This is a genomic window from Metasolibacillus sp. FSL H7-0170 (assembly GCF_038593115.1).
GTDB lineage: Bacteria > Bacillota > Bacilli > Bacillales_A > Planococcaceae > Metasolibacillus > Metasolibacillus fluoroglycofenilyticus.
Window position 1 is genome coordinate 231,413 of record NZ_CP151964.1, and the last position, 24,511, is coordinate 255,923.

Sequence of the window (24,511 nt, forward strand, 5' to 3'; positions counted from 1 at the left end):
TATGACGAAGCCACTCATTTTAGAAAATGTTACAGTTGTGAATCATGATTGTTTAACAGAGCATTGTAGTGTGAAAATTGAAGGAACACAAATTGCGGCTATAACAAAAACGAATGAAAATGCTATAGGAATAGATTGTACAGGATATTATTGCTTACCTGGCTTTATTGATATGCATATTCATGGGGCGAATGGTGTTGATACGATGGATGCGACAATTACGTCGCTCCATCAATTTGCTACTGCACTTGTAGCAGAGGGAACAACAAGCTTTTTAGCGACGACGATGACGCAAAGTGAAGCGATAATTGAAGCAGCATTGCAAAATGTAGCGAGATTCCAGCAAGGAATGGGAGAAGCCAATTTATTAGGCATTCATTTAGAGGGTCCCTTTATATCGCCTCATTGCGCAGGTGCACAGCCAATTGAGTATATACAATTGCCTTCAATTGAGAAATATCGACGTTGGCATGAATTAAGTGGCAACGCAATTAAACAAATGACTATTGCGCCAGAACAAGGAATGGAGCTTGTCAACTATGCACAGCAGTTAGGGGTTGTCGTTTCAATTGGTCACTCTAATGCTACAGCAAGGGAAACAAAAGAAGCTATTGCACAGGGCGTCACACAAGGAACGCATTTGTATAATCAAATGAGGGCAATGCATCATAGAGAGCCAGGCGTTGTAGGGACTGTTTTATTAGAAAAGGATGTATATGTCGAAATGATTGTTGACTTTATTCATATACATCCAGAAATGGTTGATTTAGCATACCGTTTGAAAGGTTCAGAAAAAATCATTTTAATTACAGATGCGATGCGGGCAAAAGGGTTGGCTTATGGAGAATATGATTTAGGCGGGCAGGAAGTCCATGTGACAAAATCGGGGGCTCATTTAGCAAACGGTGCACTTGCCGGTAGCGTTTTGAAAATGAATGATGCACTTCGGAATATGCAGCAGGCAACCGGTGCATCTTGGCAGGAACTTGCTCAAATGTCTTCATTCAACGCCGCAAAACAGCTAGGTTTATCACAAAAAGGCTATATTGAGGTTGGAAAAGATGCGGATTTAGTAATTATCGATGAAAATTTCCAAGTACAATATACGATTGTTAATGGTCAAATCGTTTACTCTGCATCAACAGACAGACATTAAACTTCTTTAAAAAGTTTTATTTTAACGATAAAACACAGTAAAATAATAAATAATTACTTAGGATTGCGGGGTGAGTAAATGCATCAATATTTTAAAAATATTCAGCAATTGCTGAATAAGGTGGGGCAACAAGAAGAACAATTAAAAGAAGTTGCCGAAATGACGGCTAAGAAGATTGGAAAAGGCGGTATTATACAGCTATTCGGTGCAGGGCATTCCTTCCTGCTAGCTGAGGAACTATTTTATCGTGCTGGTGGACTCGTGCCAGTTAAAGCGATTTATATTGAGCCATTAATGCTTGCTGCAGGACCTACTACATCTTCGCGTAATGAGCGAAAAGAAGGGGTTGTGCTCGCACATCGCCATTTGTTTGATATTCGACCAGAAGATATAGTCATTATTATTTCGACTTCAGGTCGCAATGCCGCACCAATTGAAATGGCATTTGAAGCGAAGGAACGAGGGGCATTTGTTATTTCTTTGCAATCATTATGCTATACTGAACAGGAAAGCACACATAGTAGTGGCATGCGTTTAGAGCAAATTGTGGACGCCGTTTTTAATACGTCAGTGCCTATTGGAGATGGGGTTTTACAAAGCGGTGACTATCAATATGGAGCAAGCTCTACAGTTGTTGGTGCAGCATTGCTCAACGCATTCGTTAGTATGGTTATTGAACAGCTATTAGCAGTACAGCAAGAAGCACCTGTGTTTGTTAGTAATAATATTAACCAGTCTACTTCTCAAAACGATAAATACTGCAGGCAGTTTGAAAACAGAATTACATTCAATTAGGAGGAATTTATCATGGAAAAAACTTTCACAATTACAGCAGCAGAAGGATTACACGCTCGCCCATGTACATTATTAGTGCAAGGAGTTGCTCCATTTCAATCAAATGTAACAATTGCTTACAATGGTCGTGAAGCCAATTTAAAATCAATTATGGGTGTTATGGCGCTTGCTATTCCATCTGGCGGTGCTATTACGGTAAGAGCTGAAGGCGATGATGCGGCTGCTGCACTTGCAAAGGTGGAGGAAGTAATCAAAACACAAGGAATTGGTCAATGATGAGACAATTGCAAGGCATTGCGGTTTCGGAGGGCGTAGCTGTTGCAAAAGCGTATCGCTTAGCAGAGCCTGACTTATCGATTACCGAGCGAGACACGATTGAGCCATCTGCGGAAAAGCAACGCTTTCATCTGGCGGTTGCGAATGCAAAAACGCAGCTTGAGAAAATTCGTGATTATGCGATTTTGATGGTCGGTGAGGAGGAGGCAGAAATTTTTTCTGCCCACTTACTTGTGTTACAAGACCCTGATTTCCATGCGGCCATTGAAGGGGAAATCGACCAGCATGTGCAAGCAGAAAAAGCTTTGCAAAAAATAGCACAGCAATTTATCGATTTATTCAGCCAAATGGATAATGAATATATGCGTCAGCGTGCAGCAGATATTGAGGATGTTGCGCGCCGTATTTTAGCCTCTTTACTTGGTAAAGTGCTACCTGATGTATCTCAAATTGACGAGGAAGTTGTATTAATTGCTTACGATTTATCGCCATCTGTAACAGCTCAATTAAATAAGCAATTTGTGAAGGGCTTTATTACGACAATAGGTGGACGTACATCACATACAGCGATTCTAGCAAGAACATTGCAAATTCCAGCTGTTGTAGGTGTAAAGGAAGCGGAAACAATTGCACATGATGAGCTTGTGTTGTTGGACGGTGTATCTGGACAATTAACAATCAATCCATCAGAAGGCATTCGACAAGCAGCGGAGCAGCGTATGGCAGTGCAAGCACAGCGAGAAATACAGTTACAGCAATTCGCGAATAAAGAAAGCGTGACAGAAGACGGTGTGCATGTTGAGCTCGTAGCGAATATTGGTAGCGTTCAAGATGTAGAAGCCGTTTTAAAAGTAGGTGCTGACGGTGTCGGTTTATTCCGTACAGAGTTTTTATATATGGATAGCACTTCATTACCTACAGAGGAGCAACAGTTTGAACTCTATAAAGCAGTACTTGAAAAAATGAATAATAAGCCAGTCGTTGTGCGTACACTTGATATAGGTGGTGACAAGCATTTAGAATATTGGCAGTTACCGAAAGAGGAAAATCCTTTTTTAGGTCAGCGTGCTATTCGGCTTTCTTTAGCAAATGAAGACATATTCGTTACACAGCTTCGCGCATTATTACGCGCAAGCAAATACGGTAATTTGAAAATTATGTTCCCAATGATTGCAACAATTCAGGAGCTACGTCAGGCGAAAAGTATTTTACAAATACAGCATGATGCTTTAGTAAATGAAGGTGTAACTATCGGTGAATATGAAATAGGCATTATGATTGAAGTGCCGTCAGCAGCAATTTTTGCAGATGTTTTAGCACGTGAGGTTGATTTCTTCTCAATCGGTACAAACGATTTAATTCAGTATACATTTGCAGCCGACCGCATGAATGAGTCGATTGCTTATTTATATGAGCCATTCCATCCAGCAATTATTCGCTTAATTGCGCAAGTGGCTTCAAGTGCTCGTAAGCATGGTATTTGGACCGGAATGTGCGGTGAAATGGCTGGCGAACCACTTGCATTACCTGTACTTTTAGCATTAGGATTGGATGAATTGTCGATGAGTGCAAGCGCCGTATTACCTGCGCGGGAAAATTTATTGAAGTTAAATAAACAAGCTTTACAACAGCAAGCAGATAAACTTTTGGCATGCGAATCAGCTGAGCAAATCAAAGACTGGGCTAATCGAGTGTACAATCATTAAGGGGGAAAATATTTATGGCAATACAATTGAAATCTTTTGAAAATATCGATGAGCTTTATGACTTTGCCGCACAATTTTTACAGCAAAAAGTAAAGGATGGTGCAAAGACATTTGGTTTAGCTACTGGTGGAACGATGCAACCCCTCTATAAAAATTTACGTCAAAGCGATGTAGACTTTTCAAATTGTACGAGCTTTAATTTAGATGAATATATTGGCTTGCCTGACACGCATCCAGAAAGTTACTTTACATACATGCAAAAGGAGCTTTTTGAGCAAAAGCCATTTAAAAAAAGCTATCTTCCTAATGGTTTAGCGGAGGATATAGAGCGAGAAGTACAGCATTACAATGATTTACTTGAACAGCACCCAATTGATGTTCAGCTTTTAGGAGTAGGGGAAAATGGACATATCGGCTTCAATGAGCCTGGCACATCATTTTCTAAAAAAACGCATGCTGTTACATTAACTGAATCAACACGTCAGGCAAATGCCCGCTATTTCAATTCGATTGATGAAGTACCTGTAAAAGCAATTACGATGGGAATTGCTAATATTTTGCAATCAAAAGAAGTGCTACTAATTGCTGTTGGAGAGAAAAAGCGAGCAGCTTTGGAATCTTTATTCCAAGACGCACAAACTGTAGATTCACCAGTTACAGCATTACAGCAACATGCGAATGTATTAGTATTAACAGACTTAAATATTTCACTTGCCTAATTGCGATTTTTTGTATATATTTTTCAAGTATAATAAAGAGGCTGTCTGAAAAGTAGGCTAACATGCCATTTTTCAGACAGCCATTGCTATTTTTGAGGTAGAAAAGTGAGAATGATTTTTGAAAGGTTAAAAACACGGACTTGAAAGTCTTTCCGCTAAAATTTAAAATAAAAAAGTATAACTAATTTTTTGGATGAATGGAAGGAATCTAGATTTTTGACCAGTTTGTATACATTTTTATCAAAGTACTAGTAATTCAATAAAAGGTGGCTTTATCAGCGTGAGAAACACTCTATAAAAATGTAAGAAATGCACTTGTGTAAATCTTTTTGGTAGCCATGCAAAATAATTTTGAAAGATGGAGAGAGAATTTATGTTACATCAATTTTCGCGCAATGAGCTTGCAATAGGAAGTGAAGGATTAGCGCTTTTAAAAAATACGACAGTTGCTATTTTAGGGGTAGGTGGCGTAGGTTCCTTTGCAGCCGAAGCGTGCGCACGTAGTGGTATCGGACGTATTATTTTAGTGGATAAGGACAATGTGGATATTACAAATGTTAATCGTCAATTAGTTGCTTATTTATCAACCGTCGGTAAATCCAAATCAGCAGTGATGAAGGAGCGCATTGCAGATATAAACCCTGAATGTGAAGTTATCGATATGCATATGTTTTATACCGAAGAAACATATGAGCAATTTTTTGCACAGGGCATCGACTATGTAATTGATGCAAGTGATACAGTTATGTATAAAATTCATTTAATGAAGGAATGCCTAAAACGTAATATTCCGATTATTTCAAGCATGGGTGCAGCTAATAAAATGGACCCTACACGTTTCCAAATCGCGGATATTTCAAAAACGCATACAGATCCTCTAGCAAAGATTATTCGTACGAAGCTACGCAAAGAGGGCATTAAAAAAGGCGTTATGGTCGTCTTTTCAGACGAATCCCCTGTCGTTGTGCGTGAAGACGTTGTACAGCATGTAGGTAAGCCTGATGCTACAATCCGCAAAGCAAAAATGCCACCGGCTTCCAATGCTTTCGTACCATCTGTAGCAGGTTTAATCGCAGCGAGCTGGGTTGTCAATACAATTGTTAAGGATATTCATATTGCTCGTGTGAATGATTAATAGTTATAAAATTAAATGGTTGTCAGAAAATGCTGCACTCGCATGTTTTTCTGACAACCATTTACTGTTTTTTAACTTCTTTTAACCCGTTGCTGAAGAGAAACTCAGCCTATGAAGATTGCGTAGTAAGATGATGACTGAATGACCCGCATAAAACCTCCGGCGGTTATCAAAGAAAGGTTTGCATGATGCGGGTCAATTAACCGTTGGTGATTTCAAGTTAACTCGAAGGAATCGGAATATAGTTAGCTGTGACATAATTGCTTAAATGTCTATAATTATTAATTACCCTCGTGACTTGCTATTAATATTTTGCTACTATTAAAAATAGTCAGAAAAATAGTTTTGGAGGGAAGAAAAATGAATGATTTATATGAGCTTTTAGAACAGTATTTTGAGGAAATGGTCGAAATTCGTAGATATTTACATGAAAATCCAGAGCTATCTCATGAGGAAGTAGAAACACCAAAGTATATAGCTGAGTACCATCGTGCATTAGGACATGACGTAAGAGAATTTGTTGGCGGGCGGGGTGTCGTGGCAAAATTACATGGTACAAAACCCGGGAAAACTGTAGCACTACGCGCGGATTTCGATGCTTTGGCTATTCAGGAACAAAATACATTTTCCTATAAGTCCAAAATCGATGGGAAAATGCACGCATGTGGCCATGATGGACATACCGCAACCTTAATGGTTTTAGCGAAAGCGTTAAATAAAATGCGTGAGCATATTGCAGGGACAATTGTCTTTATTCATCAATTTGGTGAAGAGGTGACTCCGGGTGGGGCGTTGCCAATGATTGAGGATGGCTGTTTAGATGGTGTAGATGTTATTTATGGCACACATTTATCTGCTGGCGTTCCTTTAGGGGCTATTTCAGTAAAGGAAGGACCTTTGATGGCTGCTGCGGATGGATTTGAAATTACTATTCATGGAAAGGGAGGGCACGGTGCATCCCCTCATGATACGAAGGATGCTGTAATGATTGGCTCGCAGTTCGTTGTGTCAGCACAGCAAGTAGTCGGTCGACGTGTTAATCCTGTTCGACCAGCCGTCGTATCTGTATGTCATTTTGAAGCTGTAAATCCATTCAATGTAATCGCAGACTCGGCTGTTTTAAAAGGAACTGTTCGAACATTTGATGCCAACGTACGCGACCAAATTGAAAAAGAGCTTGAAGAAGTATTGAAATCAGCTTGTTTACTTTACGGGGCTGATTACACGTATAACTATAGTCGAGGCTACGCTCCTGTTATAAACGATGCGGAAACGACGCGTCGCTTTATGGAAGAAGTAACAAAAGTGCCGAAAGTAGAGGAGCTTGTCGTAGCTGACTTAGCAATGGGCGCAGAAGACTTTGCTTATTATTTAGAAAAAGTGCCTGGTACATTTTATTTCACAGGAGCGAAAAATCCAGAATGGGAAATCGCTTACCCCCACCATCATCCCAAATTCGATATTGATGAAAGAGCGTTATTAATTGCTGCTAACACGCTTGGGCATGCAACATTATCTTATTTACAGCAGTCATAAATTACTGAAAAAGTGAAGCCAACTTTGGTTTCACTTTTTTATGTAATAGGTCAAAAGAATAACTCGCTCATAAAACAAAATAATTCTAGTGAAAGACCATATTTCGCTCTTTCGGTAGAGCAGTCACATGACCAACAAGCCTTTCTATGATAAAATTTGTCTATTCGAAATGAACAGTGAGTTGATAATGATGGAAAGTCAAAAATATGCAATAGTGGATTTGGAAACGACAGGTCATTCGTATATAAATGGTGATCGCATTATTCAAATTGCCATTGTTATTATGAAGGAGTGGCATATTGAAAAGACATTTACAACTTTTATAAATCCACAGCAGCCAATTCCTTTATTTATTCAAGACTTAACTAATATTACAGATACGGATGTAGCGAAGGCGGGGGCATTTGAAGCATACGGCCAAACGATTTATGATTTATTACAGGATGCTATCTTTGTGGCCCACAATACGGATTTCGATTTAGCATTTTTACAGGCAGAGCTAAGTCGGGCTGGCTTCCCAACGTGGCGAGGGAAAAAGCTGGACACTGTAGAGCTTTCTAAAATCGTTTTTCCGACTGCATTAAGCTATAAATTAGGTGACCTAGCTCAGGAGTTAAATATTCCACTAAAGCAAGCGCATCGTGCTGATGATGATGCGAAGGCGACGGCAAAATTGCTAAAAGCTTGCTGGAACGAGCTATTATCATTGCCGCAAACAACAATTGAACAGCTACATAAACGCTCGTTTCGGTTGAAATCTGATATTTCACATCTATTATTTGCAGCACTTCATATAAAGCGTAGCAAAGTGGTGGCAGAGGAAGGTTATCTTTATGCTTACGAGCTAGCTATTAAGCGACCACCTATGAATAAACAAAAAACAGCAGCAGAAAATGAATATCCAAAAACACGTAAAGAGAAGCTTGCCTTACTTCAAAAAGCACTTCCATCCTTCGAGGAGCGACCACAGCAATTTCAAATGATGGATATTGTTTGGCATAGCTTACAAGACCAACAAGAAACAATAATTGAAGCATCTACAGGCATCGGCAAAACCTTATCCTATTTGTTGCCGTCTTTTTACTATGCAAAGCAAAGTGGAAGAAAAATAGGCATTAGCACATATACATCTAATTTGCTAGAGCAATTAGTATATGAGGAGTTTGTTAAGCTAGAGCAAATAACTGGTGAGCGTGTGCATATTGCTTTATTAAAAGGGATGCAAAATTATATTGATATTGGACGCTTTGCTCAAATTTTAAAAGTAGATGATGAATCATATGATGAGGCTTTGGCGATTGCACAAGTCATTACATGGTTAGCAAAAACCGAAACAGGTGATTTAAGCGAGTTGAATATGTCAGGTGGCGGACAGCTTTTTTTAGAAAAAATCCGCAAATTACAGTGGACGGCGGCGCAGCAATTTGATTTTTACAGCTACGCAATTGAACAAAGCAGACATGCGGATATTATTATGACAAATCATGCGATGCTTTTAGCTGATTTAGTGCGCCAAGAGCAATTATTCGATACGATTGGCGGATGGATTATTGATGAAGCCCATCAATTTATTCAAGCAGCCGTGCAGCAGGATGAGAAAATCTTCTCCTATACTGCATGGAAATATATATTTGGACAAATTGGTTTGCCAGGGGAAGGGCAGCTTTTTGATAAACTGCAGCAAGTCGCTTTAATAACAGGGCGTGTACCAAAACGACTATTCAAGCAGGCAGAGCAAAGCTTTCATCGCTTAGTTGTCATGTTTGATGATGTGATGCAAGCCTTTACCTCACAGCTACAGCGCATAATACGCCAAGCTCACCGACAGGAGATGAAGCAAAGCGTAATGCTGTCAGAGCTCTCCATCGATGTACAGCACTGTGCACAAGTATCAAATTTAATGCAAAATTGGATTGATAGTGCGGAGCATATTTTACAGATGTTTTACGAGCATCGTGAGGAGATTACGCGCACAGAGCAATATATTTTAGATGAATGGCAATATTGGATACACGAATTTAAAATCAAGGTCGCAGAATGGGACGAGTTATTTGTCATGAGGCAGGCGGATTATTTTGCATGGTTTGAGTTGGACCGGCGCAGCATACCGGGCAGCATTCAATTATTGAAGAAGCCGCTCCATGTCACATCTAGCATCGAGCAATTATTTGCATCTATCCGAGAACGAACAGCAATTATTTGGACATCAGGTACTTTAACAGTGCCAAATAATGAGCGCTTTATAGCAGACCAGCTTGGCATTACGCAAGATGTCCCGATTCATCAATTACAAGCAGCCTCAAGCTATTATCAAGGGGCACGCTGCTTTATCGTCACAGATATGCCAGATATTCAAACTGTGTCACAGCATGAATATATTGAAGAAATGGCTTATGCGATAACGAGGATTGTGCGCACAACTGAGGGACGCTGCTTCGTGCTGTTTACTTCTCAGGATATGCTGCGAAAAACAGTACTGTTAATTCAAGAAAGCAAATTGTTAGATGATTATATGCTATTTGCGCAAGGGATTACTGCGGGGAGTCGCATGCGTTTATTAAAATCATTCCAAAAGTTTAGTCATTCCGTTTTATTTGGTACAAATAGTTTTTGGGAGGGGGTCGATGTGCCGGGGGATGGGCTAGCTGCGGTCATCGTTGTACGCCTACCATTTTCCGCGCCAAATGAGCCAGCCTTTAAAGCGAAATCTCAAATGCTGCAAGCGAAAGGGCATAATGCTTTTACACAGCTAGCTTTACCTGAGGCGGTGTTACGATTTAAGCAGGGCTTTGGGCGTTTAATCAGGTCCTCACAGGATAGTGGTGCATTTATTATTTTAGACCGTCGAATTGACGCTAAATCATATGGGAAGGAATTTCTTTCAGCATTGCCACCGATTTCTATTCAAAAACTATCTCTCGAACATATGGTACAAGCGCTTGGAAATTGGTATAATAACAGACATGAGTAAAGAAAGCAGGTTGACAATAATGGAAAGTAAAGTCGAAGTATTATCAGTTGTGAAAATAAACTACCAATCTGATCTATATAAAATTGTCGACACGCTAAATCGAACATTAAAGGAGCAAAATTTAATGTTTGGTTTAGCGCTCGACCCTGAAGATCAAGAGAAAGCAGTTTTCACAATTTATCGCACTTAAGGTGATTCAATGAAAAAGTGGATAATTTTTAGTACAGTCTTTCTCGTCTCTTTGTCACTTGTTATCTCCATTTTAGTACTCTGGAAAGCCAATGCGCCATTTAATAAAATGGAGAAGCAGGCTGAGCAATTAGCGCTCGTCACAAAATCGCTCGCGATTGTTTCGGAATCTTATGCCTATAATGGGAATAAGCCGTATATTACTGTGTTCGGGGTAGACGAATATGGTAAGGAAAAAGCAATTTTTGTTCCAATCACTTTAGAAGAAGATGCGATTCAGGAAGTGTTTTTGCAGGACGGAATTACGAAAGAACAAGCGCTGGCAGTGTTGCATGATGAGGCGACAGTAAAAAAGATACTTCATACAAAATTAGGCTTTGAAGAGCAAGGTGCTGTGTGGGAAATTACATATTTGAACAATACAGACCAACTCAATTATGTGTATATTTTGTTTGAAGACGGTCAATGGTGGAAACGTATTTTGAACTTGTAGAGGAGTAGATTTCATTTGAAACAACTGTTAGCAAACCGTGTAAAAACTTTAACGCCATCCTCGACTCTTGCAATTACTGCAAAGGCGAAGGAATTGAAGGAACAAGGTATTGATGTTATTGGATTAGGCGCAGGTGAGCCTGATTTTAATACGCCACAAAATATTTTAGATGCAGCAGCGAAATCAATGCAGCAAGGTTTAACAAAATATACGCCAGCAGGTGGCTTACCAGCATTAAAGCAAGCAATAATTGCGAAGCTACAGCGCGATAATGCGCTCACTTATAAGGCAAACGAAATTATTGTCGGTGTTGGGGCGAAGCATGTGCTTTACACATTGTTCCAAGTTATTTTAAATGAAGGTGATGAGGTCATCATTCCAATCCCGTACTGGGTATCCTATCCCGAGCAAGTGAAGCTAGCAGGTGGGGTACCAGTATACATCGAGGGAACAAGCGAGCAGCAATATAAAATAACAGCACAGCAATTGGCTGCTGCCATCACAGAAAAAACGAAAGCTGTTATTATTAACTCGCCATCTAATCCTTCGGGAATGGTGTATAGCCGAGAAGAGCTAGAGGCATTAGCAGAAGTCGCTGAAAAGCATGATATTTTAATCGTCTCAGATGAAATTTATGAAAAGCTTTTATACAATGGAAATAAGCATTTTTCAATCGCACAAATTTCACCAGCGATTAAAGCGCGCACAATTGTTATTAATGGCTTAGCAAAATCGCATTCGATGACAGGCTGGCGCATCGGCTATGCAGCGGGTGATGCAGAAATTATTAATGCGATGACAGACTTAGCATCTCACTCTACTTCAAATGCTACGACGACTGCCCAATATGCAGCAATCGAAGCTTACAATGGTCCACAAGACGCTGTAGAAGAAATGCGACATGCATTTGCATCGCGCTTGGAAAAAATTTATCCGCAAATTGCGGCGATTCCGGGCTTTAAATTATTAAAGCCAGAAGGAGCTTTTTACTTACTACCAGATGTAGCCGAAGCAATGGAGAAAACAGGTTATGATAATGTCGATGCATTTGCGGAAAGTCTATTAACAGAGGCAAATGTAGCTGTAATACCGGGCTCAGGCTTCGGTACAAATACGACAATTCGTTTATCCTATGCCCTTTCTTATGAATTATTAGAAGAGGCGGTTCGTCGTATAGACAAATTTGTAAAATCAAAATGGCAATAAGCATTGCTTTTTGTAGTTGGAGGATATTATGAAGAAAATTATGATTAAAGATATGCCACAGCATATCGGGGAGACAGTTAAATTAGGCGCATGGCTTGCAAATAAGCGTTCAAGCGGCAAAATTGCCTTTTTACAATTACGTGATGGCACAGGCTTCGTTCAAGGTGTTGTCGTAAAGGAAGAAGTTGGCGAGGAGCTGTTCGCAAAGGCAAAAGGCTTAACGCAAGAAACATCTATGTACATTATCGGTGAAGTGAAGGCCGATGAGCGTTCAACGTTTGGCTGTGAAATGAATGTAACAGGCATTGAAGTACTTCATGAGGCAGTTGATTTCCCAATTACGCCAAAAGAGCATGGTACAGAATTTTTAATGGATAATCGTCATTTATGGCTACGTTCACGCAGACAACATGCGATTATGAATATTCGTAACGAAGTGATTCGTTCGACTTACGAGTTTTTCAATAATAACGGTTTTACGAAAATGGACCCACCTATTTTAACTGGCTCTGCACCAGAAGGAACATCCGAACTATTCGCTACGAAATATTTTGATGAAGATGCCTATCTTTCACAATCAGGTCAGCTCTATATGGAGGCTGCAGCAATGGCATTAGGACGCGTATTTTCATTCGGTCCGACATTCCGAGCTGAAAAATCAAAAACGCGTCGTCATTTAATTGAGTTTTGGATGATTGAGCCGGAGATGGCATTCGTTGAGCATGACGAAAGCTTGGAGGTTCAGGAGCAGTATGTTGAGCATATCGTCCAATCTGTATTAGCAAATTGTAAGCTTGATTTAGAGCGCTTAGGTCGTGATACATCGAAGCTTGAAACTATTAAAGCACCATTCCCGCGTATTTCATACGATGATGCAATTAAATTTTTACATGAGCAAGGCTTTGATGATATTGAGTGGGGCGATGATTTCGGTGCACCGCACGAAACAGCAATTGCTAACCATTACGATAAGCCTGTATTTATTACATGCTATCCGACGGGCATTAAGCCATTCTATATGCAGCCACACCCAGAGCGTGACGATGTCGTGCTTTGCGCAGACTTAATTGCACCAGAGGGCTACGGTGAAATTATCGGTGGTTCTGAGCGTATTTATGATTATGAATTATTAAAATCTCGCCTTGAAGAGCATGACTTAGATATGGCTGCATACGCTTGGTATTTAGAATTATGTAAATACGGTGCAGTACCGCACTCAGGCTTTGGCTTAGGCTTAGAGCGTACAGTTGCTTGGATTTCGGGAACAGAGCATATTCGTGAGACAATTCCATTCCCACGTTTATTAAACCGTTTATATCCTTAATAAGGTCCGTCTGAAAAGCAGTGCTTGGCATGCTTGTTGGACGCATCTTCATAAATGAATAAGTAAAATTTGATTTTGGGCTGCTTGAAAGTAAACTTTACTTTCTCGACAGCCTTCTCTTATGAATAAGCTAGGAAAGGATTCATACCAATTATGACAAGCAATGAGCAACTTCGCATTTGGGTAGGACAAAAAAATATCACAATCCCACAGCTATTTTTTCAACATTATAAAGAGCTTCATATTCGTGATGATGATGCTATGTTGCTTCTCCATTTGCTAGCATTTTACGAAGAAGGTAATGACTTTCCAACACCAGATGATTTGATGGCAAGAACCTTCTTTGCTGCAAATGAAATTTCAATTAAAATACAGCGATTTTTGCAAAAAGGTTTTATCGAAATTACACATGATGTTGATTCAGATGGGAAGATTTATGAAAAATATTCTTTGTATCCATTGTGGAAACGTATCATCACACTATTAGAAGCAAAAACAATTACTACAAATAACGAGCAGCAGAAAAAAGAGGAAGGGGCTATTTTTTCGGTGTTTGAGCAGGAATTTGGTCGTCTGTTATCACCGATGGAGCTTGAAAACATTAATGCATGGCTAGATGTGGATAAGCACTCCCCTGAGTTAATACGGGCTGCATTGAAGGAAGCTGTATTGGCAGGAAAGCTTTCGTTGCGCTATATTGACCGTATTTTATTTGAATGGAAAAAGAAAAATTTTACGACAGTGAAGCAAGTGGAGCAACATGCGGAGCAATTCCGTAAACGCACAATTACCCAGCCACAAGCGCAGGCTGAAAAAAAACCGAAGCGAGCATTTTATAATTGGCTTGAAGAGAATGAATAAGGGGGCGGCGAGATGCTAACGAAAAAGCAGTGGATGCATTTTTTAGACGAGATGGATAAAATGTTTCCAGATGCGCATTGTGAGCTCGTGCATGACAATCCTTTTGAGCTAACAATTGCGACACTATTATCCGCACAGTGTACAGATGTGCTTGTTAATAAAGTGACAAAAGATTTATTTCAAAAATATAAAACACCAGAAGACTATTTAGCTGTATCTATTGAGGAATTGCAAAATGATATACGCTCCATTGGACTGTATCGTAATAAAGCGAAAAACATTCAATTATTATGTCAGCGTCTACTTACAGAATATGGTGGTGAAGTGCCTGCTAGTCGCGAGGAGCTTGTCACATTACCGGGTGTCGGGCGCAAAACTGCGAATGTTGTATTATCGGTAGCCTTTGATATACCGGCAATGGCAGTCGATACACATGTCGAGCGGATTACAAAGCGTCTAGGTCTTTGTCGCTGGAAAGATAATGTGCTTGAAGTAGAGCAAACAATTATGAAAAAAACGCCCATTGAAAAATGGTCGAAAGCACATCATCAAATGATTTTCTTTGGGCGCTATCATTGCAAGGCACAAAACCCTAGCTGTCACACTTGCCCTTTATTAGATGATTGCAGGGAAGGGCAAAAGCGTCTAAAGAAAGGGCTTGTTAAACAATGATTGCTGTCAATAAACAACTAATTTCACAGCAGGCTGTTGACGAGTGGTATGTGAATTGGAACGAGCTGCGTGAACAAATACACGCTGCCCATGAAGCGAGAAATGGGCAAGCAGAGCCCTTTATGCATCAGGGGATTGAGCACTTTTTGCAATTTTTAATGATTGCTTCAGAGGTGGAGGGCTACGACACGCAAGCAAGCTATGAGCTACTGCCGCTAAACGGAGGGGAGCGCTTAGCTTTTATTAGAGCTAACCCAGCCCAATATGCAAGCTACCGTCAGTTAGACGAGCTTTATAAGGAAACAAAAAAGCGTTGTGCAAGATTGCGACTGCAAATTTAGGAGGGCAATCAATGTGATTTTCACTTCATCGAGAGATTATATCAAAAATCGAGCTTCTCTTCAGTGTAGTGAAAAATTCGCTTTACATTTATCCCGTATTAACAGGCTGTAAGACCCCCACTTCAAAACAGCAGGTAAAACCAAGATGTTGAAGTGGGGGATCAAACAGCCTGTAAAAACCCGACTGGCGAAACTACCAATCAGTGGGGGATGTACGAAAACCCCCACTGATTGAAGGTTCACTTTATTTTAAATTTGGAAGCAAGCCGATAAGCCTAACATTTTCTCCTCTATTTATTTAGTTATTTCTTTGATGAAACATCATTAAAAGCGTCCTAAAAGCAGGTCATGCACTGCTTTTAGGACGCTCTCATTCGTTTTGTTGTTTTAACAATTCGCAACGAATAGTCAGTATGCAATGGCTCTGAAGGTGCGGCAACCATTATGAGCCGAGCGCTATTCATTAAATGATAGGCTTGAAAGTTAAGGGGGACTACTACTTTCGAGCTTGGTTCAACAATTATTTGCTGCAATTCAAAAGCTTCATATTCGGAAATCAGCTTTAAATGTGCCTTTAATTCGAAATCATATTGATTTTCTATCGTTAAAAAATACTCATCCTTACGATTTAGCAATTCAGCTTCCTTTATTAAGTTAGAATCTTCATACATTTGCATGATGACAGAAGTTTCATTTTTTAAATCCTCTATTTTTTGCGCTGTCATATAAGAGCTTGAAATTGTAGCTGTTTCTGAATGCTCATTATTCACTTTTACAGAAAGAAAGTTTCTAGCAACAGTTCTCTGTGTATCATATATTTCCATAGGGTCCTGCACGCTGTGATTAAGCACTTTTTCCCCTATTATATAGAGCGTATGTTCACCTTGTGGTAGATTGGTTATAGTGAACGATACCTTTTTACCTCCTTCTTTCGGTATATTAATTATATGATAGGGAGCAGTAGACTTATTTATTTCTATATTTACAGGTGTAGCATCATTTTCTAAAAAGGCATAAACAGCAAGTTGATTTTCTTTTGTTGTTGAATATTTATACCAAATAAATCCTTCTAAAGTTCCTTTTTCATCTGTTTGAAATGAATTTAAATCCCTGTCAATAATATATTCAGGATTTAGGTGAATTTCAGTTGTTCGACTTTCAGTTGTTTTTTTTATAGTATGTTGACTTGACTTTTCATGATGTGTATTTAAGTCGCTCATAGAAGCCCTCTCCTTCTCATTAATCAAACGGAAAAAGAATAATACAAACATAATAACAAATAGGAAGATTAGCTTTTTTAAGTTAATAAATTTACAGTCCTTTCGGAATATATTTGTGTAACGGTATAGAGACCGCTTAAGAAATCAATTCAAGTTGGTCCCATGCACTTATTTAATATTCTAAAGTTCTACTTCTTCCACAGTATTATAATCGCTTATGACCCAGCCTAAATTTACAAAATGATAACTTTTTGCTATCATTGTATCCCCCAACTACTCCGGTATTTCCAAATGTTTGTACTAAAACAATTCCATCATTTTCCGCATAAATTGTATCGCTATCTTGAGCTAGCAAGATTAGAGATGTACTTTCTCAGGCGTGTTGATTATGTAAATAATGTATATTAATTAACGTATTTTATAGGGGAAATGCTTTTTTAATAGGCATACATTCGTTGATTGGAGTGGAGGGGGCGACTCCATCGGGATCAGTGCGAGCTGAAAATCCATTTATTTCGGCGAATGCCGAAATAAATTAGTTGAAGCCGCACCCCGAGGAAAGCGTCCCCCGCAACGGAAATCAACGAATTTCTAGGTTTTCTTTGTAAAATAAAGGCTAATAAACACGCCTGGTACTTTCTTTTGCTTTTTTAATAATTCGCCGATAACACTAAATGGAAATATTAATTTCCCGTTTGTAACAGATGTATAATGTGATTCATACTATGTCATTTCATCTTGGTTCCAAAATGTATCATCTTGAGCAAAGGCTACTGTCCCAGGGGCATATGTTGAAATTTCATTTGAGTTTGTTAAATCAAAAGTTATTTTCAATTATAAACTATTTTATATCAATTATGCCTTATTCAAGGGAAAATTTAAGTAGAATATGTTTGAAAACTCGATTTAGATTCACAGCTTTATATTTTGAATATTTTCATTTATAATTAGTCTATACCACTATACCTATAAAATGGATTTGTGTTATACAAACAAAGTTAGGGGGGAGAAAATTGTTAGATAAAAATTCATATATACCGATTTATATACAAATCGAGGAGATTATTAAACAACGAATACTTGCAGAGGAATATAAAATTGGTGATGCAATCCCATCTGAAAGAGAGCTTTCGGTACAATTTGATGTGAGTAGAATGACAGTTAGGCAATCCATTACAAACTTAGTAAATGACGGTCTACTTTACCGCGAAAAAGGTAGGGGCACTTTTGTAGCAAATCCGAAATTAGAGCAGCCTCTACAAGGGCTAACTAGCTTTACGGAGGATATGCGAGCAAGAAATATGGTTCCGAGTAGCAAGGTAGTACGCTTCGAAAAAATTATCCCATCAGTTGAAGTAGCAAAAGATTTGCAGCTAGAGCTAGGAGAGGAAGTGTTTTTCGTTATACGTATTCGCAATGCAGACGGAATACCTATGGCAATCGAACGGACGTACATTCCAGTAAAAATTTATCCTATGCTAGATGCAAGTAAATTAGAAGGCTCTTTGTACACATTAATTGAAACCGCTTTCCAACAAAGAATCGGCAATGCGATTCAACAAATGGAAGCCGCAATCGTATCAAAAGAGGATAGTAAATTTTTGCAAATAAATCAAGCTGCACCTGTTCTTATTATAAAGCGCACGAGCTATTTAACAAATGATACACCTTTTGAGCTTGTACGCAGTGTTTATCGAGCAGATCGTTATAAATTTATTAGCCAAATTTCAAGATAAATAATAGGGGTGAAAAAGTGGTACACATTCAAAAAGTACAAGAAAATGACTATTGGCAAATTCACCGTTTAAGAGATTATTGTTTTCCTAATAAATATACAGAAGCGCGTAAGGAAGATTTTCATTATTGGGTTCAGCATAGTACAACTTTAGGGGCATATGATGGTAATAAAGTTGTTGGTCAAGTGCTTGTTTTACCACTTAACATAACAATTTACAACAAAAACTATAAAATGGGTGGGATTGCCTTTGTTGCCTCCTACCCTGAATATCGCCAACAAGGCATTGTAAAAAAGCTTATGATTGAATCATTAAATCAAATGAAAGCTAATGGGCAAACGATTTCTGTTTTAGCGCCTTTTTCAGTATCTTTTTATCGCTATTTTGGTTGGGAGCTTTTTTTCGAAAAGTTAAATTATGTGATTCCATCCGACAAATTTCCTGCTTTAGGAAAGCAATTAGACGTAATAAAGCGCACGAGCTTTGAATGGCTTGATGAAGAATTATTTCAGCAGGTAAAAGCATTTTATAATGAAAGAGCTTCTGTAACAAATGGAGTTATGTTAAGGGATGATGCATGGTGGAATCGCTTAGCTAAAAGGCAACAAAATAGCCATTTTGCATTGTATTACAAGGATAATAAGGTGGCTGCGTATATTCGTTATGAAATAGTAAACACAACATTTTTCATTTATGATTTCATTGCCGAGGATATTTTAGCAGAGCAAGCCATTTGGCGTTACGTGACGGCACATGCTGCAAGCATCACTGAAATAAAAGGGGTAACAGCGAATCATGCTTCTTTCGGCTATTACTTTCCAGAGCCTCAATTTGAACGTGAAGTTGTGCAAGATGTGATGGTACGAATCGTTGATGTGCAGTCCTTTATGCAGCAATATAAATGGGGAATTATTACAAGAAGCTTATATGTTCGTCTGGAAGATTCGTTTTGCCCATGGAATGAGCAGTTATTTGAAATTAGCAGTGAGAGGAAAATCACAGCCCTAGAGGAAGATTCTATTGATGATAATGAAATTCTTGCATTGCCTATTAATTTATTTTCGGCGATGATGGTTGGTTATTTATCTGTTCAAGATGCAGTAATGTATGCACAGCGTTCCTTGAAACAAGAAATTATTGGGAGTTGGCAGCAGGCATTGCCAGCAGGAAAACCTGTATTCTATGAGTATTTTTAATCGCTGAATTATAATGGCACACTTCCCTAAGTGTAATTTTCAAGCTAACAATTAAATAAAACATGTGTTAAACAAAAAAATTTTCAGTTTTTTTCTGGACTATACCAGTATAAGGGATGTTAGGTTACAGCTATAAATTGCATATAGTCCAGTTTCTTTTATTATTTTTAGAAGATAGAAAATTCAAAAAACGCTATTGTGGTATATACCAATTGATGATATTCTTCTTTTAAGAAAACGATTTCAATGATGAAATAAATAAAAAATACTTATTTTAGAGAGGGAGAATTACTATGAAAAATATTATGTTAGTTTGTGTTGCAGGAATGAGTACTAGTTTACTAGTTTCGAAAATGCAGGAAGCAGCAAAAAGCCAAAATTTAGAGGCGGATATTTTTGCAATTGCAGAAGGGGAGGTTGATAAAGTATTAGGTGAAAAGTCGATAGATGTGCTTTTACTAGGACCACAAGTTCGTTATTTAAAAGGGGCATTCGAAGCTAAATATAAGGATAAAAATATTCCAATTGATGTAATCAAAATGACGGATTACGGCATGATGAATGGTGCGAATGTTTTAAAACATGCACTTACTTTAATTGGATAAGAGGTGTAGAAGATGGAACAAGAGGCTTTATTACAAGCTGTTATGGGATTAATTTTGCATAGCGGCAATGCCAAAAGTGAGTGTATGGAGGCAATTCAATTTGCAAAAACAGGAGACTTTGATGCAGCAAAAGACAAAATGATGCTAGCAAATGAAGCTATTATTGAAGCGCATCATGCACAAACAGGGTTATTACAGCAAGAGGCGCAAGGTCAAAATGTAGAGGTTTCATTATTATTAATTCATGCTCAGGATCATTTAATGAATGCCATTACATTTCGTGATTTAGCGCAAGAATTAGTAGAAATACATGAACGGATAAAGGGGGAGTAGTTCTGCGGAAAATTATTATCTCTTTATGAAATAAGGGGAATATTTCATCGTTTCGTTTTTCGTGAATTTTCTTGTAGTTGCTGTAAAAAGGGGAAAGTGATGTTATTTAACGTCTTTCAGCAATGGTTATTGCGCCGAGTAACCGCAGGAGCACATGTTTTTTGTACCGGATTAACTTAAAAAAACCGGACTAAAGTTAGCCAAGGCGTAATTGATAAACACAAAAGGGGAGTGTATAAAAATGTTCAAATTTTTAGAGGAGAAATTTGTTCCTGTCGCATCAAGAATAGGAAATCAACGGCATCTAGTAGCAATTCGAGATGGCTTCATTGCGATTATGCCATTAATGATTGTTGGGTCATTAGCTGTTTTAGTAAATAATTTACCAATTGAGGCATACAAAGATTTTATGAATTCAGTTTTTGGAGAGGGAATTTGGACACAGTGGGGTGGTAATGTATGGGGTGCTACATTTGCCATTGTGTCGCTGCTAATTTCGTTTACAATCGCTTACAATTTGACGAAAAGCTATAGTAAAGATGCGTTAGCAGGTGGGGCGATTGGTCTTGCAAGTTATATGACATTCGCAACTTATGGAGATGGTGGTTTAACGGGTTTAACAACTGGAACAGGCGGTATCTTCTTAGCAATTATTTTAAGTCTTGTATCCGCAGAAATGTTTTCTCGTTTATCTGGCAATCCAAGATTATTAATTAAAATGCCGGCTGGTGTGCCAGATGCCGTAGCAAAATCATTTGCTTCATTATTTCCAGCGATTATTACTGTAGGTCTTTTAGCGTTAATCCGTACATTAATTTCAATCTTGTTCGATGCTCCAGACGTTATTGGTCAGTTCTATACATTAGTTCAAGAGCCGTTTATGGGTCTAACGAATACGTGGGTGGCGGCACTTATTTTAGCATTTGTACCAGCATTTGTTTGGACATTCGGTATTCATGGAGCAAACATCATTGACCCATTCATGCAAACAATTAATTTAGACGCAATTGCCAAAAACGTAGAAGCGCTTGAAGCAGGTCAAGTAGCGCCGTATATTATTAACAAACCATTCTTCGATGCATTCGTTAATATGGGCGGCTCAGGTACAACAATCGCTTTAATTATTGCCATTTTCATTGTTTCACGTAAAAATAAACAATACAGCACGGTCGGTAAATTATCCGCTGCACCAGGTTTGTTCAATATTAACGAGCCACTACTATTCGGATTACCAATCGTTTTAAATCCAATTTTATTCTTCCCGTTCATCTTAACGCCGATGGTTAACGTATCAATTGCTTATTTTGCAACTAAATGGGGTCTAGTACCAGCAGCAACAGTTGCAGCACCATGGACGACACCACCAATTATTAATGGCTGGTTAGTTACACAATCACCTTCAGGTGCAATTCTAAGCATTGTGTTAATTGCCGTAGCTGTTCTTATCTATACACCGTTTTTACTAGCGGCAAATCGTGCAGCAGCGAAGCAAGTTGAGCAACAAAATTCATCACAATAATTAATAGTGGGGGTATGAAGATTGAGAAGGCTAGGTATTTCACTATATCCGGGTCATAGCACGCTGGAGGAAATGCAGCAATATGTACAGTTAGCTCATGACAATGGTTTTGATCGAATATTTACTTGCTTGATGTCTTTAAATAATGAGCAAGAACGCAAAAAACTTCAGCAAATTAATGCTTTTGCAAAAGGCCTAGGCTTCGATATTTCAGCCGATATTGCACCGAATGTATTTGAAGAGTTAGGCTTAACGTACAGGGATATTGCTTATTTAAAAGAACAGTATCATATAGCTGCCCTGCGACTAGATATGGGCTTTTCAGGACAAGAAGAGGCATTTATGTCGCTAGACACTAGCAATCTAAAAATAGAATTAAATATGAGTAACGGGACAAAGTATGCAGATAATATTTTGTCCTATCAGCCAAATAAAGAAAATATTATCGGCTGCCATAACTTCTATCCGAGACGTTATACAGGCTTATCACGTCAGCATTTTTTGAAGGTGTCACAGCAATTTAAAGACAATCACATTCGCACAGCCGCAATGATTTCATCGCAGCATGGCAAATTCGGTCCGTGGGAGCAAACTGAATATGGGCTACCAACCTTAGAAGAACATAGATTTTTACCAATTACCGTTCAAGCAAAAGATATGTGGAATACAGGTCTTATCGATGATTGTATTATTGGTAATATGTATGCATCGGAGGAAGAGTTACGTGCATTAGGGCAATTAAATCGCTACAAGCTAGAATTGCAGGTGGAAATATTACCTGAAACAACTGCTTTGGAGGAGAAAATTGTATTAGAGGAGCCTCATTTTAATCGCGGTGATGTTTCAGATTATGTCATACGCAGTACACAATCTCGTGTAAAATACAAGGCAGAGGATTTTCCAAAGCACAATACGGAGCCTTTAGCTTTAGGTGATATTACCATTGATAATAATCTTGATGTCCGCTATAAAGGTGAGCTACAAATCGTATTGCAAAATATAGTAAATGAAGGTTCAAGCAATATAGTAGCACGTGTAAGAGAAGAGGAGCGCTTTTTATTAAAACAAATAAAACCTTGGGCATCATTCAGTTTTACTAAGTAAAAAATCAGGAGGGGCGTCCAAAAAGTCGTGCATAACCGGCATTTTGGACGCTGTTGGTCAAAGAGCTCACTCATTAAAATAACAAAAGAGTTCTTTGGAAAAAGGGGGAACTTTGCGTTTAGCGGATTTTTCCCTCAATGAAGGTAAATAAGTGTAAACTGTATTTTCATTGCAGCGTAAGAAGTAGCCACCTTTTCGAACAGCCCGTTTCAATGATATTTCATCAAAAGAATAACTCTTTAAAATAAGCAAGGAATTTTGGGGGAATGGAATAAATAAAGAAATCAGCGACTTTTTCACTGGATTAAAGTGTATAAGGAAAAATCAAATTTGCTTGTACTTGCGAACCGAGGCTGCCTTTAGGGCTAGTTCCTCTTTTCATATGAAGGAAGGGTAAAGTGATGTATGTTTTAGCAATCGATGGAGGCGGTACAAAAACATCTGCGGTTATTTGTGATAAGATGGGGCAGATTTATGCAAAGGTAATTACAACACGTAGCAATCCAACTGCTATGAGTGCCAAGTTTTTTGAATTAACATTGCATGAATTAATGCAGCAATTGCGAAAGCAAAATGCACAAATATTTCAGAATGTGAGCAGTTGCTTCGTTGGAATAGCTGGTGTAAAGGAGTTACATGCGGAATCTATCGTAGAAAAAATTATTCGTCAATATGTGCAACAAACAGCTTTAATTACAATCGAAAATGATGCACTAGTCGCTCTATATGCAGGCACATTTGGACAGCCAGGGATTGTACAAATTGCAGGTACAGGTGCAATTACGATGGGGTATGATGAAAATGCACAGTTGCATCGAGTGGGTGGCTGGGGCTATTTATTTGATGATAAGGGCAGTGGCTATTACATAGGTAAGAAAGCCTTGGAAGCAGTATTTCAAAGCTATGATGGGCGTATACAGAAAACCTCTTTGACAGAACAGATACTGAGGCATTTTTGCGTAGAAGATGTGGAGAAGCTAATTGCCTGCATCTATAATGCTGAGCACCCCCGAACGAATATTGCACCATTGAGTAAATATGTGATGCAAGAAGGCATGAGAGGAGACATGGTTGCGATACGCATTATGAATGGGGTTTGTATAGATTTTTATGAGGCAATTAAAGCCTGTTTTAATAAAATGACTTGGAGCAAACAGTCCATACCAGTAGTACTAGCAGGGGGCGTTTTCACGAACCCAGCCTATTTTATTAATATTATGAATGAGCTCATAGACAATGAATTAGTAATTTTTGAATTTAAAAAACCTGCCCTAGAGCCAATTGGTGGTGCTGTAGTAGGGGCGTTCAAACAGAAGGGGATTCAGCTAGATAAAGAGTTCACACAAATTTTTAATAAATATTGGAGAAAGTTTTAGAAAGCGTTTAATTGTCAATAAGCTATTTCAAAGCTTCATAGA

At 38.6% G+C, this 24,511-nt stretch carries 23 protein-coding genes; 22 read left to right on the top strand and 1 reads right to left on the bottom strand.

The annotated features are described in order from the left end of the window. Position 1 precedes the first annotated feature (1 nt). The 15 genes from nagA (at position 2) to MHH70_RS01110 (ending at position 15,380) form a co-directional block, all read left to right on the top strand. Positions 2-1,156 (top strand): N-acetylglucosamine-6-phosphate deacetylase, encoded by a 1,155-nt coding sequence (nagA, locus tag MHH70_RS01040; RefSeq protein WP_342472290.1) that lies wholly within the window; start codon positions 2-4, stop codon positions 1,154-1,156. A gap of 78 nt (positions 1,157-1,234) precedes the next feature. Continuing rightward, positions 1,235-1,951, top strand: coding sequence for a sugar isomerase domain-containing protein (locus MHH70_RS01045; RefSeq protein WP_107942872.1), 717 nt, complete (start codon positions 1,235-1,237; stop codon positions 1,949-1,951). 12 nt (positions 1,952-1,963) lie between these two features. Next, positions 1,964-2,227 carry an HPr family phosphocarrier protein gene (locus MHH70_RS01050; protein ID WP_153061600.1) on the top strand — a complete coding sequence of 88 codons (264 nt, stop codon included), beginning with the start codon at positions 1,964-1,966 and terminating at the stop codon, positions 2,225-2,227. Next, on the top strand, positions 2,224-3,933 hold the full coding sequence (gene ptsP, locus MHH70_RS01055) for a phosphoenolpyruvate--protein phosphotransferase (RefSeq protein ID WP_342472291.1): 1,710 nt from the start codon (positions 2,224-2,226) through the stop codon (positions 3,931-3,933). Before MHH70_RS01050 ends, ptsP begins: the two co-directional genes overlap by 4 nt. A 14-nt stretch (positions 3,934-3,947) precedes the next feature. Continuing rightward, positions 3,948-4,652: a glucosamine-6-phosphate deaminase gene (locus MHH70_RS01060; RefSeq protein WP_107942870.1), complete on the top strand. Its 705-nt coding sequence runs from the start codon at positions 3,948-3,950 to the stop codon at positions 4,650-4,652. Between the two features lie 373 nt (positions 4,653-5,025). Next, positions 5,026-5,787 carry a tRNA threonylcarbamoyladenosine dehydratase gene (locus tag MHH70_RS01065; protein ID WP_066162554.1) on the top strand — a complete coding sequence of 254 codons (762 nt, stop codon included), beginning with the start codon at positions 5,026-5,028 and terminating at the stop codon, positions 5,785-5,787. Positions 5,788-6,147: 360 nt separating this feature from the next. After that, positions 6,148-7,323 carry an amidohydrolase gene (locus MHH70_RS01070; protein WP_107942868.1) on the top strand — a complete coding sequence of 392 codons (1,176 nt, stop codon included), beginning with the start codon at positions 6,148-6,150 and terminating at the stop codon, positions 7,321-7,323. Positions 7,324-7,510: 187 nt separating this feature from the next. Continuing rightward, positions 7,511-10,294 carry an ATP-dependent DNA helicase DinG gene (gene dinG, locus MHH70_RS01075; protein ID WP_342472292.1) on the top strand — a complete coding sequence of 928 codons (2,784 nt, stop codon included), beginning with the start codon at positions 7,511-7,513 and terminating at the stop codon, positions 10,292-10,294. Between the two features lie 19 nt (positions 10,295-10,313). Beyond that, complete coding sequence (locus MHH70_RS01080) at positions 10,314-10,484, top strand: YpmA family protein (protein ID WP_066162562.1); 171 nt, start codon at positions 10,314-10,316, stop codon at positions 10,482-10,484. 9 nt (positions 10,485-10,493) lie between these two features. Further along, entirely contained in the window at positions 10,494-10,976 is a 483-nt protein-coding gene (locus tag MHH70_RS01085; protein ID WP_066162564.1) for a DUF5590 domain-containing protein, read from the top strand. 15 nt (positions 10,977-10,991) lie between these two features. Continuing rightward, positions 10,992-12,182 carry a pyridoxal phosphate-dependent aminotransferase gene (locus MHH70_RS01090; RefSeq protein ID WP_342472293.1) on the top strand — a complete coding sequence of 397 codons (1,191 nt, stop codon included), beginning with the start codon at positions 10,992-10,994 and terminating at the stop codon, positions 12,180-12,182. A gap of 28 nt (positions 12,183-12,210) precedes the next feature. Beyond that, the gene (gene asnS, locus MHH70_RS01095) at positions 12,211-13,506 is read left to right on the top strand and encodes an asparagine--tRNA ligase (protein ID WP_066162571.1); all 1,296 of its coding nucleotides are present in this window, start codon (positions 12,211-12,213) and stop codon (positions 13,504-13,506) included. 153 nt (positions 13,507-13,659) lie between these two features. Continuing rightward, entirely contained in the window at positions 13,660-14,367 is a 708-nt protein-coding gene (locus tag MHH70_RS01100; protein ID WP_107942865.1) for a DnaD domain-containing protein, read from the top strand. Positions 14,368-14,379: 12 nt separating this feature from the next. Further along, positions 14,380-15,039, top strand: a complete 660-nt coding sequence (gene nth, locus MHH70_RS01105) for an endonuclease III (protein ID WP_342472294.1) — start codon at positions 14,380-14,382, stop codon at positions 15,037-15,039. Then, on the top strand, positions 15,036-15,380 hold the full coding sequence (locus MHH70_RS01110; RefSeq protein WP_342472295.1) for a YpoC family protein: 345 nt from the start codon (positions 15,036-15,038) through the stop codon (positions 15,378-15,380). Before nth ends, MHH70_RS01110 begins: the two co-directional genes overlap by 4 nt. Before the next feature lie 359 nt (positions 15,381-15,739). Here MHH70_RS01110 and MHH70_RS01115 read toward each other — a convergent pair whose 3' ends face one another. After that, entirely contained in the window at positions 15,740-16,600 is an 861-nt protein-coding gene (locus tag MHH70_RS01115) for a hypothetical protein (RefSeq protein WP_342472296.1), read from the bottom strand. Between the two features lie 1,013 nt (positions 16,601-17,613). On the opposite strand from MHH70_RS01115, the gene MHH70_RS01120 reads away from it, so the two are divergent. The 7 genes from MHH70_RS01120 to MHH70_RS01150 all read left to right on the top strand — a co-directional run bounded on the left by MHH70_RS01120 (position 17,614) and on the right by MHH70_RS01150 (position 24,469). Then, entirely contained in the window at positions 17,614-18,336 is a 723-nt protein-coding gene (locus tag MHH70_RS01120; protein ID WP_107942861.1) for a GntR family transcriptional regulator, read from the top strand. Between the two features lie 17 nt (positions 18,337-18,353). Then, positions 18,354-19,532, top strand: a complete 1,179-nt coding sequence (locus MHH70_RS01125; protein ID WP_342472297.1) for a GNAT family N-acetyltransferase — start codon at positions 18,354-18,356, stop codon at positions 19,530-19,532. 293 nt (positions 19,533-19,825) lie between these two features. Beyond that, a complete protein-coding gene (locus MHH70_RS01130; protein WP_342472298.1) occupies positions 19,826-20,137 on the top strand; it encodes a PTS sugar transporter subunit IIB in 312 nt (103 codons plus the stop codon). 12 nt (positions 20,138-20,149) lie between these two features. Further along, positions 20,150-20,470 carry a PTS lactose/cellobiose transporter subunit IIA gene (locus MHH70_RS01135; protein ID WP_066162595.1) on the top strand — a complete coding sequence of 107 codons (321 nt, stop codon included), beginning with the start codon at positions 20,150-20,152 and terminating at the stop codon, positions 20,468-20,470. A gap of 241 nt (positions 20,471-20,711) precedes the next feature. Continuing rightward, positions 20,712-21,989 carry a PTS sugar transporter subunit IIC gene (locus MHH70_RS01140; protein ID WP_107942858.1) on the top strand — a complete coding sequence of 426 codons (1,278 nt, stop codon included), beginning with the start codon at positions 20,712-20,714 and terminating at the stop codon, positions 21,987-21,989. Between the two features lie 21 nt (positions 21,990-22,010). Then, positions 22,011-23,093, top strand: coding sequence for a MupG family TIM beta-alpha barrel fold protein (locus tag MHH70_RS01145; RefSeq protein ID WP_066162603.1), 1,083 nt, complete (start codon positions 22,011-22,013; stop codon positions 23,091-23,093). Between the two features lie 401 nt (positions 23,094-23,494). Continuing rightward, a complete protein-coding gene (locus MHH70_RS01150; RefSeq protein ID WP_342472299.1) occupies positions 23,495-24,469 on the top strand; it encodes a BadF/BadG/BcrA/BcrD ATPase family protein in 975 nt (324 codons plus the stop codon). Positions 24,470-24,511 lie beyond the last annotated feature (42 nt).